The 17,623-nt window shown below is 68.5% G+C and carries 14 protein-coding genes; 4 read left to right on the top strand and 10 right to left on the bottom strand.

Translation table 11 applies throughout. The annotated features are described in order from the left end of the window. Positions 1–16: 16 nt before the first annotated feature. Positions 17–1,582, top strand: coding sequence for a PucR family transcriptional regulator (locus G1H11_RS23470; protein WP_163821054.1), 1,566 nt, complete (start codon positions 17–19; stop codon positions 1,580–1,582). Between the two features lie 58 nt (positions 1,583–1,640). Here G1H11_RS23470 and G1H11_RS23465 read toward each other — a convergent pair whose 3' ends face one another. The 8 genes from G1H11_RS23465 to G1H11_RS23430 all read right to left on the bottom strand — a co-directional run bounded on the left by G1H11_RS23465 (position 1,641) and on the right by G1H11_RS23430 (position 11,376). Next, positions 1,641–3,155 carry a M48 family metallopeptidase gene (locus tag G1H11_RS23465; RefSeq protein WP_163821053.1) on the bottom strand — a complete coding sequence of 505 codons (1,515 nt, stop codon included), beginning with the start codon at positions 3,153–3,155 and terminating at the stop codon, positions 1,641–1,643. A gap of 91 nt (positions 3,156–3,246) precedes the next feature. After that, positions 3,247–4,983, bottom strand: a complete 1,737-nt coding sequence (ngg, locus tag G1H11_RS23460; RefSeq protein ID WP_343074914.1) for an N-acetylglutaminylglutamine synthetase — start codon at positions 4,981–4,983, stop codon at positions 3,247–3,249. 41 nt (positions 4,984–5,024) lie between these two features. Beyond that, positions 5,025–6,824, bottom strand: coding sequence for an N-acetylglutaminylglutamine amidotransferase (locus tag G1H11_RS23455; protein WP_163821051.1), 1,800 nt, complete (start codon positions 6,822–6,824; stop codon positions 5,025–5,027). A 107-nt stretch (positions 6,825–6,931) separates the two neighbouring features. Next, entirely contained in the window at positions 6,932–7,543 is a 612-nt protein-coding gene (locus tag G1H11_RS23450; RefSeq protein WP_163821050.1) for an NYN domain-containing protein, read from the bottom strand. Between the two features lie 333 nt (positions 7,544–7,876). Then, on the bottom strand, positions 7,877–8,848 hold the full coding sequence (locus G1H11_RS23445) for an alpha/beta hydrolase family protein (protein ID WP_163821049.1): 972 nt from the start codon (positions 8,846–8,848) through the stop codon (positions 7,877–7,879). 2 nt (positions 8,849–8,850) lie between these two features. Next, a complete protein-coding gene (locus G1H11_RS23440; protein WP_163821048.1) occupies positions 8,851–9,405 on the bottom strand; it encodes a helix-turn-helix domain-containing protein in 555 nt (184 codons plus the stop codon). A 136-nt stretch (positions 9,406–9,541) separates the two neighbouring features. Next, positions 9,542–10,429 (bottom strand): serine hydrolase, encoded by an 888-nt coding sequence (locus G1H11_RS23435; protein ID WP_163821047.1) that lies wholly within the window; start codon positions 10,427–10,429, stop codon positions 9,542–9,544. Next, positions 10,426–11,376, bottom strand: coding sequence for a LysR family transcriptional regulator (locus G1H11_RS23430; RefSeq protein WP_163821046.1), 951 nt, complete (start codon positions 11,374–11,376; stop codon positions 10,426–10,428). Before G1H11_RS23430 ends, G1H11_RS23435 begins: the two co-directional genes overlap by 4 nt. Before the next feature lie 80 nt (positions 11,377–11,456). On the opposite strand from G1H11_RS23430, the gene G1H11_RS23425 reads away from it, so the two are divergent. Together G1H11_RS23425 and G1H11_RS23420 are read left to right on the top strand one after the other, a co-directional pair. Next, positions 11,457–12,353 (top strand): hypothetical protein, encoded by an 897-nt coding sequence (locus G1H11_RS23425; protein WP_163821045.1) that lies wholly within the window; start codon positions 11,457–11,459, stop codon positions 12,351–12,353. Further along, positions 12,350–14,437, top strand: a complete 2,088-nt coding sequence (locus G1H11_RS23420) for a penicillin-binding transpeptidase domain-containing protein (RefSeq protein ID WP_163821044.1) — start codon at positions 12,350–12,352, stop codon at positions 14,435–14,437. The genes G1H11_RS23425 and G1H11_RS23420 overlap by 4 nt, the downstream gene beginning before the upstream one ends. A 197-nt stretch (positions 14,438–14,634) precedes the next feature. Here the strand turns inward: G1H11_RS23420 and G1H11_RS23415 are convergent, their stop codons facing one another. Then, complete coding sequence (locus G1H11_RS23415; RefSeq protein ID WP_163821043.1) at positions 14,635–15,849, bottom strand: pyrophosphate--fructose-6-phosphate 1-phosphotransferase; 1,215 nt, start codon at positions 15,847–15,849, stop codon at positions 14,635–14,637. Positions 15,850–16,003: 154 nt separating this feature from the next. Between G1H11_RS23415 and G1H11_RS23410 the strand changes: the two genes are divergently transcribed. Continuing rightward, positions 16,004–17,365 carry a class II 3-deoxy-7-phosphoheptulonate synthase gene (locus G1H11_RS23410; RefSeq protein WP_343074913.1) on the top strand — a complete coding sequence of 454 codons (1,362 nt, stop codon included), beginning with the start codon at positions 16,004–16,006 and terminating at the stop codon, positions 17,363–17,365. Between the two features lie 34 nt (positions 17,366–17,399). Here G1H11_RS23410 and G1H11_RS23405 read toward each other — a convergent pair whose 3' ends face one another. Beyond that, the gene (locus G1H11_RS23405) at positions 17,400–17,621 is read right to left on the bottom strand and encodes a putative antibiotic biosynthesis monooxygenase (protein ID WP_216844072.1); all 222 of its coding nucleotides are present in this window, start codon (positions 17,619–17,621) and stop codon (positions 17,400–17,402) included. Positions 17,622–17,623 lie beyond the last annotated feature (2 nt).

Here is a 17,623-nt window from a genome sequence, read left to right as displayed (position 1 = left end):
ACGGCACTGTCATGGGATGTCCCTAACGGTGCGCGAGATCCTCGATCTTCCAGTGGTGCGAGCCGCGTCACCCGCGCTTATGACGGCGCCGCGTGGATTGAACCACGTGGTCACCTGGGCGCATTCAAGTGAGATCTTCGAGATCGGGCCCTTGCTGTCCGGTGGTGAGCTGCTCCTCACCACCGGACTCGGATTGTCCGGTGCCGACGCCGGCGCGCGGAGATTCTGGGTGCGTGATCTCGCTCAACGCCAGGTGGCGGCCGTCGCCATCGAGGTAGGGCGTTCCTTTCCGGCCCTCCCCGACGAGCTGGCCGACGAAGCGGACCGGTGTGCGCTACCGCTGATCCGGCTCGACCGGGTCGTCCCGTTCGAACAGATCTGCCGAGCTGTGAACACCGTCCTGCTGGACCGCGAGAGCACGGCCCTTCGCCTTGTGGACGAGCTGAGCCACCAGCTCTTCGCTGCTCTGACCAGAGGAGGCCTGAGCGCCGTCGCTCATTGCGTAGCCGATCTCACGGCCCGGCCGGTCATGGTGGCGACCGAGTCGGGGCAGCCCGTCGCGGTGAGCGGGGTGGCGTCCGCCAAGGCATTGAACCGGCTAGCCGACCGAGCCGTGGCACGGGCGTCGATCGTCGTCGACGGGCGGCGCTGGGGCGAGGTGCTGATCGGTCAGCGGCAGAGTGCCGAAGACGGCGGCACAGCCGACGGTCCGGTGATGGCCGATGCCGGCATGGGCACTTCAGCACACGGACACGGTGACCCCTGGAGTCCGGATGTGCTCACGGCGGCGGCGCAGCGCACGGCGTCCGCGGCCGCCGTCGCGGTGGCGCATCTCGGCGACAGTCCTGGTGAGTCCGGGCCCGTGGCCACTGCGCTCCTGGAGGAGCTGCTCACCGGAAACGTGGTGAGCGAGCACGAGCTTGTGGTCCGGGCGGGACTGGCGGGCTTGCATCCGCGGGTGGGCGCGTTGGTGCTGGGCGTCGTCGGGAACGCCGCCGATCCGGTGGCTGCGACGGCGGCATTGCGGGCGGCCGGCGCGCCTGGTGGCCTGATCGCCGGTCGGGTCGGAGGCCGGGTCGTCGCGATCGTGGCGGCCGGCCGGGATGACGCGGACCCGGTGGGAACCTTGGTGGACCGGCTCCGCGAGCACGGGTCGGCCGAACAGGAGTTCAGTTGCGTCGTGGGCCCGGCGGTGCCCCTTCCCCGGGCAGGGCGGTCGCTGGGGGAGGCGTATCGAGCGGCTGAAGGGGCCGGGCCGGGGGTCTGGGCGTGGCGGGAGACCCTGCCCGACCGACTGCTGGGGCTCCTGGGCGACGACGACCGGCGACACCTGGTCGACGATGTCCTGGGGCCGTTGCGGCGCTGGGATGCCGCGCACGGCAGCGACCTCGTCCGTACCGTCGAGGTCTATCTGCGACACGGCAGCAGCCCCACCCGTGCGGCCGGTGTCCTGCACATCCGCCGGCAATCCCTTCACCAACGGCTGATCAGAGCCGAGGAACTGCTCGGCTACGCGCTCGACGACCCGGCCGCCGTGCTGCCGCTGCTCTTGGCTTCACGGGCCGTTGGTCCGGCCCGGTGATCGTGCGCTCGACGCCGTCCCGAGGACGGTCGGTCCGCCACGACCACCGGTGCCGGTGTCAGGCGGACTGCAGCGGCGCCTCCGGACTCTGCTCCGTGGGAAGCTCTGGGCAATAGTCCGGGCTGATTCCGCTGCGAGCGAGCCAATCCCGCAAGACCGGCACCTGGTTCGGTGGATCAGCCACCACGGCAGCGGCGAACTCAGCGAGTTTGACCTCCTGTCCCGCCGTGTCGATCAGGCGCGGAGCCGAGGACCACGAGAGCGCCCAGTACGCCGAGCCGTGGTCAATGAGTGCCGCCTCCAGCGTCCTGGTGATCACGGCGTCAAGCAGCCGCTCGCCGTCGTTCCAGCCCGCCGCGACGAGCTCGGCCCTCAACTCCGCCACCTGCCCGCGCGCCAGCGCCTCGAACCCGGCGTCGACCACGGTGTCCGGTGCGCCGACGAGGCGCTGGCCGGCGAGCGCGAAGTCCCGGGCGGCTTCCCGGTTGGCCGCCACGTACATGCCACGGGCGACGACGTCCTCCCAGCTCGCCGTCGGCAGCGCGAGCGTGTTCGGCGTCCAGAAGGACTCCTCGACCGCACGCGCTGCCAGGTCCGGGTCCCGCAGGAGTTCCGTGGCCGGGCGCTGGTCCGCGTGAACCGCCGGGTCGGGGAGCTTCTCGATCGCGGAGAGGCGGTCGGTCAGGGACGGGTGGGAGTCGTACGGGGAGTGCTCGCGCTCCTCGGTGATCATCGCGGCCATCTCCCGCTGCCGGACCGGATTGCTCACCAGTGCCTGGAACCCGCCGAAGAGGTCCGCGGGGCGGGCCTGGGCGGGCCCCACCAGGCCCGCGTAGGCCTCGAGGAAGTACCCCCAGACCGGCGCCGCGCCGTGAACCTTGCGCAGTGCGCTCGACGCCGCGGCACGCCCGGCGATGCGCACCGAGTGCTCGTCGGCCTCCAGCTCCTGGCGCCGGGAGACCGCCTGCGAGACCCGGAGGAAGAACTTGGCATAGCCGAGGAAGATCTTCTGTACGAACGGATGCTTCTCCAGCCCCTGAACCGCCGCGATGAGGGAGATCCGGCCGCGGTACACGGGGGCGCCCAGCCTCGTGTGCGAGCCGCTGTAGTGGCCGAGCTCGTGTCCGAGGATGGATCGCATCTCGTCCACCGTCATGGTGATCAGCAGCGGCATACCGATGTACATGCGGCGACGGGTGGCCTTCAGTCCGAGGAACTTGGTGTCCTCGCTGACCGCGGCGTTGACGTCTGGAATGATCCGGATCTCGTCGGGTGCCTGGGTCTGGACCTGCTCGGCCAGCTCGTTGACGGTGCGCCAGAGCTCGGGTTCCTGCTCGGGCGTCACCTCGACACCCGGCTGTGCGGCCTGCTGCCGGCGCGAGACCATGATGAGCGCCCGGACGAGCGCGAAGGCCACCAGAGTGATGACGATGCCGGCCTGGAGACCCTGGCCGTCTCCGCGGACGATCAGGCCGATGTCGATGACCAGGGCGATGGCGATGATGGCGCCCACCAGCAGGTAAAAACCTGCGAGCAGGCTGAGCGCGAGAAACGCGCGGAGCGTCACTTTCATAGTGATGAATCTCCCAAAAGTATGCATCAGAACCGGGGGAGAGTAGCACCACCGGATCTGAGGCACGCGGGAGTACCCGGTGTCGAGCCGATTACCGCGATGAGCTAGGGGGTGGAGGCTCCCAGGCCCGGGGCGCCGGCCTCGTCTCCGGGAAGAGAAGATCGATGAACCGGGCGGCGGTGGGCTGGGGCTCATGGTTGGCCAGCCCAGGACGCTCGTTCGCCTCGATCACCACGTACTCGGGCTGGTCGACCGAGGGAACGAGCATGTCGAGGCCGGTGACCGGGATGTCGATCGCCCGGCTCGCCTTGACCGCGGCCTCCGCGAGCTCCGGATGAAGCTCAGCCGTGACGTCGTGGATGGTGCCTCCGGTGTGCAGGTTCGCGGTACGGCGAACCTGGAGGGAGACGCCGTCGGGTAGGACGTCGTCGAGAGTGTGACCGGCGGCCTTCAGGGTGTCCTCGGTGACGTCGTCCATCGGGATCGTCGACTCGCCGCCGGTGGCGGCGGCGCGCCGTCTGCTCTGCCGGTCGATGAGCTGGGCGATGGTGTGCCGTCCGGTGCCGATGACGGATGCCGGCCGGCGCACCGCGGCGGCGACCACCTGGTGGCCGATGACGACGATACGCAGGTCTTCACCGTCGTGACATTGTTCGATGAGAACGTCGGGGCAGTAGGTGGTGGCCAGCGACACTGCCCGGGCGAGCGCGTCCGCATCGCTGACGCCCACCGTGATGCCGCGTCCCTGCTCTCCCCGGGCCGGCTTCACGACCACCTCACCGACCTCCTCCAGGAAGGCCTTCTCCGCGTCGTGGTCGCCGGCCGCGATACCGCGCGGGACGCGGAGGCCGGCACGCTCGAAGATCCGGCGGGTGACTCGCTTGTCGTCGCACCGGCTCATCGCCACTGCCGTGGTGAGCTCGGACAGTGATTCCCGGGTGACGATCTTGCGGCCGGCGTGCACGAGTCGCATCTCGCCCCACTCCGGGTCGAGAACCTCGACCAGGATGCCACGCCGTCGCGCTTCGTCGGCGATGATCGCCGCGTAGGGATTGAGTTCGACGACGTCCGCCTCCGGCTCGGGCACGAACAGCGGCTCGTTGATGATGTTCTTGCGCTTCACCGCGAAGACCGGCACCCGGCGGAAGCCCAGCTTCTTGTACAGGCGGATGGCGGGGTCATTGTCATGCATCACCGACAGATCGAGATGGTCGCGGCCACGGCCGATGTAACGCTCGGCCAGGACGCGTACCAGCGCCTCCCCGACTCCGGGCACCGGGGTCTGCGGGTCCACCGCCAGGCACCAGAGACTGGTCCCCTGGTCGGGGTCATCGAAGGCCAAGACGTGATCCACGCCCGTCACGGTGCCGATCACGGCGCCGGTGTGCTCGTCCTTCGCGATCAGGTAGGTGAAGGTGCGTGTGCGCTGGTTGGACCACATCAGGTCGGGATCGGCGGGCACCATGTGGCGGGCTGCGTAGATGCGATTGACCTCGTCGGCGTCGTTCGCGTCGGCCATCGTGCTCACGACCACGCCCGGGATGGTCTCCCGGCGCGGCCGGTAGCGGTGCAGCTCCAGCCGGTAGGTCATGGACGGGTCGATGAACAGCTCGTCGGGCGCCCTCGACACCAGGACATGAGGGTCGGGCACGTACATGGCGATGTCCCGCCGACCCTCCTCCTCGGCCCGCAGGAGGGTGATGATGTCGGCGTCGTCGTCGAACGTCTGGGCGAAGATCAGCCGGCCCCATCCGCAGTCCATCGCCACACCACGGCGCATGTCACGTACGAGATGTTCGGGCGTCTCCTGCCAGGGCCGGGTCCACAACGGTTGACGGGGCTCGCTTCCCCCTCGGCGGCGGCCTTCATTCACGGCGTGTTGCCCGCGTCAGGCAGATGGGTCTGCAGCCACATCTCCAGGAGGGCGAGCTGCCACAGTCTGTTCCCGCGCAGCGGAGTGAGCTCGGCATTCGGGTCCGCCAGAAGATGGTCGACGTAGGCAGGCTGGAAAAGGCCGCGGGACCGTGCCGCGGGGGAGTGCAGAGCATCGCGGACTCGCTCCAAGTACGGTCCACGCAGGTACTTCAGCGCCGGCACCGGGAAGTACCCCTTGGGGCGGTCGATCACCTCGTGCGGCACCACTCGGCGCCCGGCCTCCTTGAGCACGCCCTTGCCCTCTTGGGCCAGTTTGAGCTCGGGCGGGCACTGCGCGGCGAGCTCCACCAGCTCGTGGTCGAGGAACGGCACTCGTGCCTCGAGTCCCCAGGCCATAGTCATGTTGTCGACCCGCTTCACCGGGTCGTCCACCAGCATGATCTGCGTGTCCAGCCGCAGTGCGGCGTCGACCGCGGTCTCGGCGCCGGGGCGCTTCATGTGGTCGGTGACGAAGTCGAGGCTGACGGGTGAGTCCACCAGGTGCTCCGGACGCACCACGCCGCGCATCTCCTCGTGGCTGCGGTCGAAGAACGCCTGGGCGTAGGTAGCCACGGCGTCGTCCCGCCCGGCTCCTGCCAGTGGCGGATACCAGTGGTAGCCCGCGAACACCTCGTCGGCGCCTTGCCCGGACTGCACCACTTTGACGTGCTTGCTGACCTCCTGGCTGAGCAGGAAGAACGCTACGGCGTCGTGGCTGACCATGGGCTCACTCATGGCCCGGATGGCGTCTTCGAGCGCCGGAAGCATCCGCTCGGTGCCGATCCGGATCTGATGGTGCTCGGTGGCGAACTCGCGGGCGACGACGTCGGAGTACTTGAACTCGTCGCCCTCTTCTCCGCCGACGGCGTCGAAGCCGATGCTGAACGTGTTCAGGCCGGTCTGGCCCTCTTGGGCGAGCAGCCCGACGACGAGACTGGAGTCCAGCCCGCCGGAGAGAAGCACGCCCACGGGGACGTCCGCCACGAGCCGGCGGCGGACCGACACGCGCAGCGACTCGAGAACCGCCTCCTCCCAGTCGGAATCGGTCCAGGACGCCTTCTCCGGGTCACGGGCGGCAGTGAGATCCCAATACAGCCGCTCACGGCTGGTGCCGTCGCGTTCGATGACCCGCATGGTGGCCGGCGGGAGTTTACGGATGCCCTTGAGGATCGTGTAAGGCGCGGGTACGACGGCGTGCCAGGACAGATAGTGGTGCAGTGCCACTGGGTCGATGCTGGTGTCCACATCGCCACCGCGGACGAGGGCGGGCAGGCTGCTGGCGAAGCGGATCCGTTCGTTGCTCTCCGAGTAGTAGAGCGGCTTGATGCCGAGGCGGTCCCGGGCCAGGATCAGCCGGCCGCTGTCGCGCTCGTGGATGGCGAAGGCGAACATGCCCAGGAAGCGATCGACACAGTCCTCGCCCCAGTGGTGGTAGGCCTTGGCGATCACTTCGGTGTCGGAGGTGGAGAAGAAGGTGTATCCGGCTCGGCGCAGCTCTTCGCGCAGCTCTTGATAATTGTAGATACAGCCGTTGAACGCCGTGGTCAGGCCGAGGTCGGAGTCGACCATGGGCTGATGGCCGTGGGGAGAGAGATCGATGATGGACAGCCGCCGGTGCCCGAGTGCCAGCGATCCGTGCGCGTATGCCCCGTAATCGTCGGGTCCGCGCGAGACCATCGCCTCACACATGTTGGCCACGGCCGCGAGGTCAGCCGGGCGGCCGTCGAAGGTGTACTCGCCAGAGAGTCCGCACATGTAATTCGACCCTACACGTCCGCTGCTGATCACTACACACGGCTTCGTGAAAGTGAGCCTCGTCGCGGCATAGCCAGTGTGGCCGGGACGCTCGTGCCGGCACATGGTCAGGTCCACTTGGCCGGACGCTTGTAGGTGGCGCCCTCCACCGTGACGATGTCTGGCAGTTGGGCGGCTCTGATACGTCCTGCACCGATGGTGAACGATGATGGCATAAGAGTGCGCAGTGTGGTGGACGAACGCCGAGGCGGGAACGCAGCGACCGCGAAGAGACCAGGTGCCGTTGATTTGGCCGTTCGGATCGCCGGTGCGAGGTCACTGTCCGCACTGACAAGCAGCGCGCTAGTCATGGCCTCACTCGCGGCATCCGCAACGATCGACACAGAGATATTAACGTCGGTTTCCTTCTCCTCGTAGCTCCGCCAGGTGATGCCGCAAGTCCGGCACGTCATCTGCTTGCGTTGGTATCGCCCGTAGATGACTGAGAAGACCTGCGGGTGACGCGCAGTGAGCGCATTGATGTATGTGTCCTGACGAGCTTGGCCGTCTGGGTCGTCGAGTACGCTCGCCGTAAAGTACTTGACCGCCACGAGGTCATCATCCGGGCGAAGGGAACGAGCCAGCTCCACCAGGTCTAACCACAGATACCGCCGGCCCCACTTCTCGTGTAGGCCGTGGTAGAGGTTGAAGCCGTCCACATAGACAATGAGCTGGGACACTGAGCACCTCTGGTTCATCACGAGTGTCCTCCGGCGGCGGCGGACGGTCCGGGTGAGGTCTGTTGCCATGATCGTGCCAGGTGCCGCTGACAATGTCGGCGCGGTCTGCGGCTGATGAATCCGTCTAGGCTGCACTAGCGTGCGCTAGATGCGAGATGCTCGGTTTTCCGGTTGCATATGACCGGGGCGAGTCATATAGTGAGTGCATACCCGGTCACGTTTTAACGAGCGTGACCCTGACGGCCCTCCTCGGAGGGCCGTTTTTGTTGATTCAGGGGTCAGCGGCCCAGTTAGCGGCGAAACACGCCAGTTCCGGATCAAGGCGAACCGACATCATCGGGCTAATAGCCCGGATGATGTCGGTTTCCGATCCACCGACTTCCGGGCCGAGAGGAAGCCCTCGACCATCTGGAGATACCCGGGTGCGAGCTGATCACGGCGCGGCATCGCGGGGTCCGGGTCGGCCATGTACAGGCCGTGGTCCGCGCCGGGAAACACGGCGAGGCCGTGCCCGTCTGGGGACGGCGGCAGATGTTCGGCGAATGCTGCCACGCTGGCGGGAACCGGAATCAAGGTGTCGGCGCCGCCGAGGAGTGTCAGGACCGGGCACGTCACCTTCGGCAGCACGGTCAGCGGATCGAAGGCGAAGATGCGGCTCGCGAAGCGGAGCACGTCCGGGTCGTCGTAGGCGCCTGTCGTCGCGATCGAGTACCAGGGCCGAGCCGCGAATCGCTCCTGATCGGCGGAGATCGACTCCGGGCTGTCGCCGCGCAGGATCCGCGCGGCCCGCTCGTCGACCCATGCCATCGCCTCCGCCACGTCGTCACCGGAGAGGCCCGACGCGCGTAGCTCGCGCCCGATGCGCACCCGTTCCTGCTCGGCCGGGCTGACTCCAGGCCCGGAATGGCAGACGACGAAGTCCACTGATGGCTCCTGCATGGCGGCCGCGATGAGCGACACCCAGCCGCCCTGGCTGATGCCGTACAAGCCGACTGGCTGCCCGGCGACGGCTGGATGACGGCGCAGCATTTCGACAGCGGCCAGCGATTCCCGCGCGCGGTCCTGCAGTGTCTGCTCGGTCCAATGGCCGGGCGAACCGCCACAACCCGGCTTGTCGTGGCGGAGTACCACTGAGCCGGCGTCGCCGATCCACTCCGGCCAGCCGCCCCAGTCGTAGCGGTCGCCTTCGCCGGATCCGTCGACGAGGACGACGCCGGGCAACGGCGTGTCCGCATCCGGGATTCGGATCAGAGCTCCCAGATCACCGACGGCGGTCGGTACAACGGCGTCGATCTCCGTTGGCATGTCTACTCTCCTTCGTCGAGATGGCTCAGTGGTGTGCCGGCGAGGAGGATGCGGACGAACCGGTGGTCCGCAGGCCAGTCCGTGCGCTCGGACAGCCGGGCGATGTACGGCTCGAGAACGGCCCGGATCTGGCCGCGGACCGATTCGAGCTCGCCCGCGGTCATGGGTACGGTGGCGCCGCCGACGAAGGACGCGCCGCGCCAGTGCTCGGGCTGACCGTCGGCCTTCGCCCGCCAGGCCAGGATTCTGTCGGCTTCTCGCTGGACGAAGACACGCTCCAGCTCATCGGCGGCAGGCCCGCCGTCGGCGGCCCAATTCTGTTCGACGTCCGTCAGCTGCCAGGGATGCTCCCGGGCATCACCGCTGGGCGGTGCCTCCTCGACGAAGCCATACTTGGCCAGCTGGCGCAGGTGAAACGAACAGCTTGCCTGGGTGGAGTCGAGGTGACGGGCGCACTGTGCGGCCGTTGACGGGCCGAGGGCTCCGAGCAATTCGATCAGACTCAGCCGCAGCGGATGGGCCATGGCCCGCATGGCCTGGGGATCGGTAATGCGCACAAAGTCAAAGGTATGTTTGACAACTGCTAGATGTCAAATACCCCTTTGGCATCTCCCTGGTGGATTCGGACATACGAATCGGCCCGAGGCCCGGAGCACTCAGCGACAACCGACGAGCAAGCGGTGCTGCGTGTGCTCAGCGCAACACCGCCACGGCGAGTTTCGCCGCCTGGGCGATGGCCGCGTCGGCGCCGGGAAGGATCAAGCGGGCGCGCGTTGAGAGAGTGAACACCGCCACCGCGTATGCCTCCCCGTTGGGGTACTCGACGACGCCGACCTCGTGGCGCAGGGCAAGGAAGGTCCCGGTCTTGCCCGCCACCACCACGTCGTCGAACGGGAAGGCCGCAGCGAGCCGCTGAGTCCAGACCTGCTGTGCCATGACCTCGCGGATGAAAGCGCATTGTTCCGCCGAGGCCGCGCGATCGTGCCAGACGCTTTCCAGCAGCGCCGTCATGTCGCGGCAGGTTCCCACGGTACTTGTGGTGAGATGCGGGTCGAAGCTGGTGAGCTCGTCAAGGGTGGTGGCGTTCTGCACCTGCCTGATCGCCTCGCTCAGCGACGGGCTGCCGAAGTCCGCGATCAGGGATGCGTACAGATGCCGGGTCCCGCCGGATACCCGTGTCGACGTCAGCCCGAGCTCGGCCAGTGTGGAGTTGACGTCGTCCGTCCCGAGAGCGTCGAGCAACGCGTCCGCGGCCGCGTTGTCGCTGACTGTCATCATCGAGCGGACGGCATCGCGCCAGGAGATCGTGACCGGGTCCGACATCGCCGCGAATCCCGTGGCGCCGGGTGTGCGGGTGTCCGGCGAGAGCGTGACCGGCTCCGTGGGGTCGAGCCGGCCGTCGTCGACCGCACGCGCGAATGCCACGGCGAGTGGCAGTTTGAAGACGGAGGCGAGGACCACGGGATCGTCCGGGAGGAGCCCGATCTCCCGGCCGGGCTCGTGCAGCGCGCGAGCATGGAGATAGCCGAACACTCCGGCGTCGTCGAACGAGCGTTGTATGCCGTGGGCGGCGGTGCTCATGCCGGTTCCGCCGGCAGCTCGGACGCAGCGCGGGGTGTGCGGCCGGGATGCACCGTCGGGGACGCGTGCCGGCGGGTGAGGGCGCCGACGATGGTCTGCGGCAGCGAGCGCACGTGGACGTCGAGAGTGCCCCGCCAGGCCACGCGCAATGTGAGGACCAACGGCTCGTCGTCGATCGGGACGATCGCGGCGCCTTCGCCGGCCGAGGGTGCGTCGGTGGTGAAGCTGACCTGCCCGCCCGAGGCGACGAGCCCATGGACCAGCCGGTCGTCGGCGACCCCGGAGACCTTGCCCGCCAGGAAGCCGTGCCGCTCGCACGCCGCGACGAGTTCGTCGTGGGCGGCGGGAGCCTGATCCCGCGGGGGTAGGATCAGTTCGAAGCCGGACAGGTCGCGTAACCGTACGCGCCCGGCCGCGGCGGCGGGGTGGTCCGCAGGCATGAGGCATCGCAGTGGCACAACGACGCGGGCGCCCCACGTCAAGCCGCGCGCTGCGACGGGCTCCCGCAGGATCCCGATGTCGGCGCGACCCTGGAGCAGATCCTGGACCTGGTCGGCGGTGGACTGCTCGCTGACGTCGACATCGGCGCTCGGTACGGCTCGACGGCACGCCGTGACGAGCGCCGCGTAGTGGCGTGCGCCGAGCCCTGGCGCCACCCGGACAGTGCAACGCTCGCGGGTGGGCGTCTCCTGCCTCCGCGCCAGGAGCTGGAGCTGTTCGACCTCGTCGAGCACGCGATGCGCCGCGGGCAGGAGCGCCGTTCCGGCGTCGGTGAGGGTGACCCCCTGGCTGTCCCGGTCGAACAGGCGGACGCCGAGCTCGGATTCCAGGCGTCTCAGGCCCTGGGAGAGCGGCGGCTGCCGCATACCGAGCCGTTGCGCGGCCCGGCCGAAATGCCGTTCATGGGCGATGGCGGTGAAGTACGCCAGATGTCGAACTAGGTCCACGAACAGCAACGATATCCAAGGTCGTTCGAACGTGCTCCGATAGGCATATTGGACTACTGGACGGACGACGTGTTTCCTCGATGTCTGTGAGACGTCGAACTCGTAGGTGGATCATCGTCGTATCCGCGGCGGCTATGGGCGCCACCGGGGCGGTATACGCGTTGAGCGAGCGGGCGACGGTCGAGGGGCTCCGGTACTGGAGCGACATCGGATTCCTGGACGATTATGCCGACGAGCTGACCATCGTCATGGGGCGTGCCCGCGCCCATGGCCCGGATCCGCAGCGTTTCCCTCGGATGGTGGACGGGCCTGGCCCCGGGATCGAGACCCTGCACGCTTCCGAATCCTCAGAACACGGCGGAACCGTCGTGGTGCTGCGCTTACGGCGGGAACGCACCGTGCGGGAGTTCCTGCCCTCGGGTGTGCCCGAGCTCTATGAGATCAGTGCCTGCTACCAGTGGGTGTTCGGCCGCGGCGACGAGCGCCCTCAACGGCTCTCCGAATGCCCGGACGTGCCGGTGATCGAGCTGGATCCGCCGCCGGTGACCGCGACATTGCCGAACGGCGTCGACGACGCGCTGTACGAGGCCCTGGAGCCGCTTGCCGGTCGTGCGGACGAGGCGGACGCGGGAATCACCAAGACGGCGGTGGCCGAGGCGGTACGGTCGGCGTACGCGCAGGCTGAACGGGAAGCCCTGGACATCCCCGGGGTTGACCCGGACACGGTATTGACAAGTGATGACGTTCTGGCAGGAGATGACTGGGTGACGAGCGTGGATGGGGCGATCGGGGTGGCGATCGGCAAGGACAAGTCATGTGTGATGGCGCGGGTGGTGCCGGGCGAGGTGCGCGTGGTGCGCCCGCCACGGATCAGTCTTGAACCGGGGGAGGTCGGCTGCTCGGCGGCGTGGGCAGCCCGCGAACCCGAGGACAGCCTCGTCCCTGGAACGCCGAGGCCCGAGGACGGTGCGCCGTGAATGCCGTCGTGACTCGTCATGCCTCCCGTGCGCTGACCAGAGGCGTAGCTGCCGGCGTCGCGTCGCTGGCTCTCCTGCTGGCGTCGTGCAGCGAGGACCCGCCGGACCCGCAGCCCGCGGCTAACGCGCTCGCCGAAGCGCTCACCTCGGGTGACTTCGGCGCTGTCCCGCTCGCCGGCTCGTCTCCCGCGGAGGCGGCGACGGAACTGGAGGAGATCGTCGAAGGTATGGGCGGCGCCCAGCGGTCCGTGTCCGTGCGGGCTCTGGTGCCCGACGACGCGCCCGATGCGCCCGACGACGCCTGGGTGATCACCCTCGATGTGGCGTGGGACCTGACCGGCGGGGCGGACGACGAGGTCGCGGGCGACGACGAAGAGACGCCCGGGGACAACGAGGTCGCAGAGGACGATGCCGCGGAGGACGACGACGGGGCCGGCGAGGCCGGAGATGAGGCCGAAGGCGAGGACGGCGATCCCGGCGCGGCCGGGCACGACTGGACCTATACGACGACTGCGCACCTCGCGCCCAGTGAAGCCGAAGACCGCGATTGGGAGCTGAGTTGGTCCCCGGCACTGATCCATCCGGATCTGGAGACGGGCGACACACTGCGGCTGCGAACCGAGGCGGCCGAGCGTGGCGAAATTCTCGGGGCGGGTGGGGCGGTGCTGGTCACCGAACGCGACGTCTACCGGATCGGCATCGACAAGACTCGGTTCGACGGTGATGTGTCCGAGGACGACATGGAGGATTCGGCGCGGGCGCTCGGCGATCTGCTGGACGTCGACGGCGAGGGCTTGGCCGGCCGCGTCCTGGCGGCTGGTGAGAAGGCGTTCATCGAGGCGATCACATTGCGTGCGCATGAGGCGGAGGATGTCCTGGACGAGGTCGACGCCATTGACGGCGCTGCCGCGCTCCTGGGAACCATGCAACTGGCGCCCACCCGTGAGTTCGCCCGGCCGATCCTCGGCACGGTAGGCGAGGCCACGGCGGAAATCATCGAGGAGTCCGGCGGCACCGTACAGGCAGGAGACATGGTCGGGCTCTCCGGCCTTCAGCACCAGTACGACGACGTCCTGCGCGGCACGCCGGGTCTGCGGGTCGACATCGTCCCGTCCGAAGGTGATCCGTCGACCGTGCACGAGACGGAACCGATCGCGGGGGAGGATGTCGTCACCACCCTCGACCTTGAGTTGCAGACCCATGCGGAGTCGGTGCTGTCGGATGTGGCACCCGCCAGCGCCGTCGTCGCCGTTCACGCACCGACGGGCCAGGTGCGTGCCGCGGCGAGCGGGCCGGGTGGCGGCGGGTACCCGACGGCGACGGTCGCCCAGTACGCGCCGGGCTCGACGTTCAAGATGGTGACCGCTCTGGCGTTGCTCCGGGCCGGCCTGACGCCGGAGACGACCGTGTCGTGCCCGCCCACACTGACCGTCGATGGCCGGGAGTTCGGCAACTACAGCGCCTATCCGGACAGCGCGCTGGGCGACATCTCATTGCTGACCGCGGTGGCCGAGTCCTGCAACACGGCGCTGATGGGGGAACGCGACCAGGCCTCCCAGCAGGATCTGGCCGATGCGGCCGTGGCGCTCGGGATGGGAGTGGACCGTCCGGTGGGCGCACCGGCCTTCCTCGGCTCGGTGCCGTCCGAGGCAGACGGCACCCTGCACGCGGCGGCCATGATCGGCCAAGGCGAGATCCTGGCGTCGCCGCTGGCGATGGCCACCGTCGCCGCGTCGGTGCTCGCGGGAGAGGCGGTCAGCCCGATCATGGTGGAGCAGCCGTCGCCGGAGAGTGACGACCAGGCGCCTGACGAGCCGCTGACCACCGAGGAGACGAGCCAGCTCCGAGAGATGATGTGGGCCGCGGTGGACGGTGGAACAGCTTCGTTCCTCCAGGACGTCCCCGGGGGCCGGGTCGGCGCCAAGACCGGCACGGCGGAGTACGTCGCCGACGGCGAACCCGGGCTGCACGCATGGATGATCGCCATCCAGGACGACCTCGCGGTCGCCGTCTTCGTCGAGGAGGGAGAGTCCGGTTCCAGCACCGCAGGCCCGATCCTCGAGGAGTTCCTGCGCGGCATCTGACCGTCGGCTCCGGGCGCCGGACGATCAGATGACACAACGTCCAGCGCTCGCGCGACTTGGCCGTCTGATCGCCGCACGTTCGTATCGTGAGACGCGATCAGATGACGTCAACCGTGCCCACAGCACCCCAAGGTCACCTGATCGCCGCCCAGGCGACGATCAGTCGACATATCGACGATCAGGTGACCAAAGGCGGGCTACTTGGTGGGTTGGCCGATGGCGTTGAGGAGATCGGCGAACCAGGGGGCCGAGGGGTCGAAGGCCTTGCCGCCCTTGACGCGTTCGAACTCGATGGCGCGCAGCCGGCCGCCGTGCTCCTCGTCGTGCCCGACCAGGCCGCCTTCCCGGCGCAGCGCGCACTCCACCGCGTAGTCGGTGCAGCTCTTGATCAGGCGCAGGTCGTCGGCGTTGGGAGCGGCGGAGCGACTGTAGTATCCGCTCTTCTCCACCCGGACCTTCTCGGCGCCGAGGCGTGAGGCGAACTGCTTGGCGAACCATTCCCCGGGGTTGACCTTGTCCAGCTTGACGTGGCCGAACGGGTCGCGCGGGATTTCCTGGCCGGACGCTTCGAGCTCGGCGACGATCTCCTCGACGCCCGCGCCCTCGGAGAGGAAGATCGTGGCGCAGCCGATCTCGTCCATGACCGCGCGCAGGCGGCCGGCCTCAGCGTCGATGTCGAGCTCGAGTTCCGGCACGTACACCGCGTGCACGTCCCAGCGACGCGGATCCACGCCGATCTCCGGCGCCCACTCCTGGGTGGCGAGCCAGCCCCGATACGCGCGGGCCGTCGCCGCCGTGAGCCAGCCGCAATGCCGGCCCATGACCTCGTGGATCACCAGGTGGCGCGGGTTGGAGGTGTTTTCGGTGACGACGTTCTGCGCGTAGCGGGCGCCTTGCTCGGCCGCGGTCCACGCCCCGAGGCTCTGCCGCACGGGAATGATGTCGTTGTCGACGGTCTTGGGCAGCCCCACGACGGTGAGCTCGTAGTCGTGCCGCGCCAGGTAGGCGGCGAGGTCAGCAGCCGTGGTGTTCGTGTCGTCGCCGCCGATGGTGTGCAGGACGTCGACGCCGTCGCGCTCGAGCTGTTCGGCGGCGACCTGCAGCGGGTCCTGACCCTCGGCGACCAGGCCGCGCGTCACGGCGTCCTCGACGTTGGTCAGCTTGACCCGGCTGTTGCCGATGGGGCTCCCGCCGAAGCGGTGCAGACGGTGGGCGGTAGCCCGGATCTCGGGTGTCACGGTCACCGAGCGGCCGGTCAGTAGACCCGCATAGCCGTCGAGGTATCCGATGATCTCGACCTCGGGGGCGATCTCGGTGTAGCGCTCGATGAGCCCGCCGACAGCGGACGACAGGCACGGGGCCAGACCTCCGGCGGTGAGCATCGCGACCTTACGAATCGGCTTGTCGGACATGACCCAGACCTTTCGGCACAACTCAACATCGGATGGCGCGCACGTCGTCGTGTCGCGTAGTCGTGCGCCAGCCTATCGCTGCGCCTCGCGGCCTACGCGTCCGGAGAGTGGGATGTTTGGCTCGGATGACGGATGACCGCTTACCCTAGGCCGAGTGACGTCGGATGTTGACAATGAACTGTTCGCGGAACTGACTACCGCGCTCGGTGCGCTCCCCGCGGCCCAGCAGCCCGAATGGCCGGACCGCTCGGCCGCCGAGCAGGCGGTGACCGAGCTGCGTGCCATGCCGCCGCTGGTGTTCGCCGGTGAGTGTGACCTGCTGCGGGAACGGCTCGCGGCGGTATCGCGGGGCGAGGCGTTCCTGCTTCAGGGCGGCGACTGCGCCGAGACCTTCGACGGCGTCTCCGCCGACAACGTCCGCAACAAGCTCAAGACCCTGCTGCAAATGGCGGTGGTGCTGACCTACGCGGCGAGCATGCCGGTGGTCAAGGTGGCGCGGCTGGCCGGGCAGTACGCGAAGCCGCGGTCCAAATCGACCGAGACACGAGACGGCGTCACGCTTCCGGCCTTCCGCGGCGACATCGTGAACGGGTTCGAGTTCACCGAGGCGTCCCGCGTTCCGGACCCGCACAGAATGCTGCGGGCTTATCACGCGTCGGCGGCGACACTGAACCTCACCCGCGCCTTCGTCGGCGGTGGGTTCGCGGACCTGCACCAGGTCCACTCGTGGAACACCGACTTCGTCCGGACCTCTCCCGCGGGCCAGCGCTACGAGCGCCTTGCCGGGCGGATCGACCAGGCGCTGCGGTTCATGCGAGCCATCGACATCGACGCCGAAACTCTGCGCAAGGTGGAGCTGTACTCCAGCCACGAAGCCCTGCTCCTGGAGTATGAGACGGCGCTGACCAGGGTGGACTCACGTACGGGGTCGCCCTACGACGTCTCGGGACATTTCGTCTGGGTGGGCGAGCGAACCCGCCAGCTGGATGGTGCGCACCTGGAGTTCGCATCCCGGATCCGGAACCCGATCGGAGTGAAGGTCGGCCCGACGACGTCCCCCGACGACCTGATGGCACTGGCCGAGAAACTGGACCCGGACCGTGAACCAGGACGGCTGACGTTCGTCTCGCGCATGGGCGCGGCCAAGATCCGGGAGGCGCTGCCGCCGCTGGTGCAGAAAGCGACGGCGAGCGGCCTGGTGGCGTCCTGGGTCTGCGACCCGATGCACGGCAATACCTACGAGGCGGCGAGCGGGCACAAGACCCGCAAGTTCGACGACGTCATGGACGAGGTCCGCGGGTTCTTCGAGGTGCACCACGGTCTCGGCACCCATCCGGGCGGCCTGCACGTGGAGCTGACCGGCGACGACGTCACCGAGTGCGTCGGCGGGGGAGACCCGATCGCCGAGGACGGCCTGGGCAGCCGCTATGAGACGGTCTGTGATCCGCGCCTGAACCGGACCCAGTCCCTCGAACTGGCTTTCCTCGTCGCGGAGCTTCTCGAACCCGCCAGCTGAGCTCACGCCGTGGTTGCCGTCACGGCGAGCCGTCCTACCGGCGGGCGTCGGGGCGGCGCGAGATACGTGCGTTGGCTTTCAGCAGGAATGGCACGACGACGTACACCGCTACCGGCACGACGACGACCGTGAGGATCAGCGCGCTGACCACCAACGGAAGCTCGTCCACGACGGGGGATAGCCCCACTTGGCCGAGGCAGACCAGCGGGAAGATCGCGAGCCAGGTGATGAGTGCTCGCCGGTGGATCGACGGCATGG

This window comes from Phytoactinopolyspora alkaliphila, from assembly GCF_010550695.1.
In the GTDB taxonomy this organism is placed as follows: Bacteria; Actinomycetota; Actinomycetes; order Jiangellales; family Jiangellaceae; genus Phytoactinopolyspora; species Phytoactinopolyspora alkaliphila.
The sequence above is the reverse complement of the archived record's forward strand: the minus strand, read 5'-3'. Positions and strand labels throughout refer to the sequence as shown.

Coding starts and splice junctions, on each gene's coding strand:
- G1H11_RS23455 (WP_163821051.1), bottom strand. CDS start 6,824: ATGTGCGGACTCTCTGGCGAGTACACCTTCGACGGCCGCCCGGCTGAC.
- G1H11_RS23470 (WP_163821054.1), top strand. CDS start 17: ATGTCCCTAACGGTGCGCGAGATCCTCGATCTTCCAGTGGTGCGAGCC.
- G1H11_RS23415 (WP_163821043.1), bottom strand. CDS start 15,849: ATGTCCGACAAGCCGATTCGTAAGGTCGCGATGCTCACCGCCGGAGGT.
- G1H11_RS23445 (WP_163821049.1), bottom strand. CDS start 8,848: ATGCCAACGGAGATCGACGCCGTTGTACCGACCGCCGTCGGTGATCTG.
- G1H11_RS23435 (WP_163821047.1), bottom strand. CDS start 10,429: ATGAGCACCGCCGCCCACGGCATACAACGCTCGTTCGACGACGCCGGA.
- G1H11_RS23405 (WP_216844072.1), bottom strand. CDS start 17,621: ATGCCGTCGATCCACCGGCGAGCACTCATCACCTGGCTCGCGATCTTC.
- G1H11_RS23425 (WP_163821045.1), top strand. CDS start 11,457: ATGTCTGTGAGACGTCGAACTCGTAGGTGGATCATCGTCGTATCCGCG.
- G1H11_RS23465 (WP_163821053.1), bottom strand. CDS start 3,155: ATGAAAGTGACGCTCCGCGCGTTTCTCGCGCTCAGCCTGCTCGCAGGT.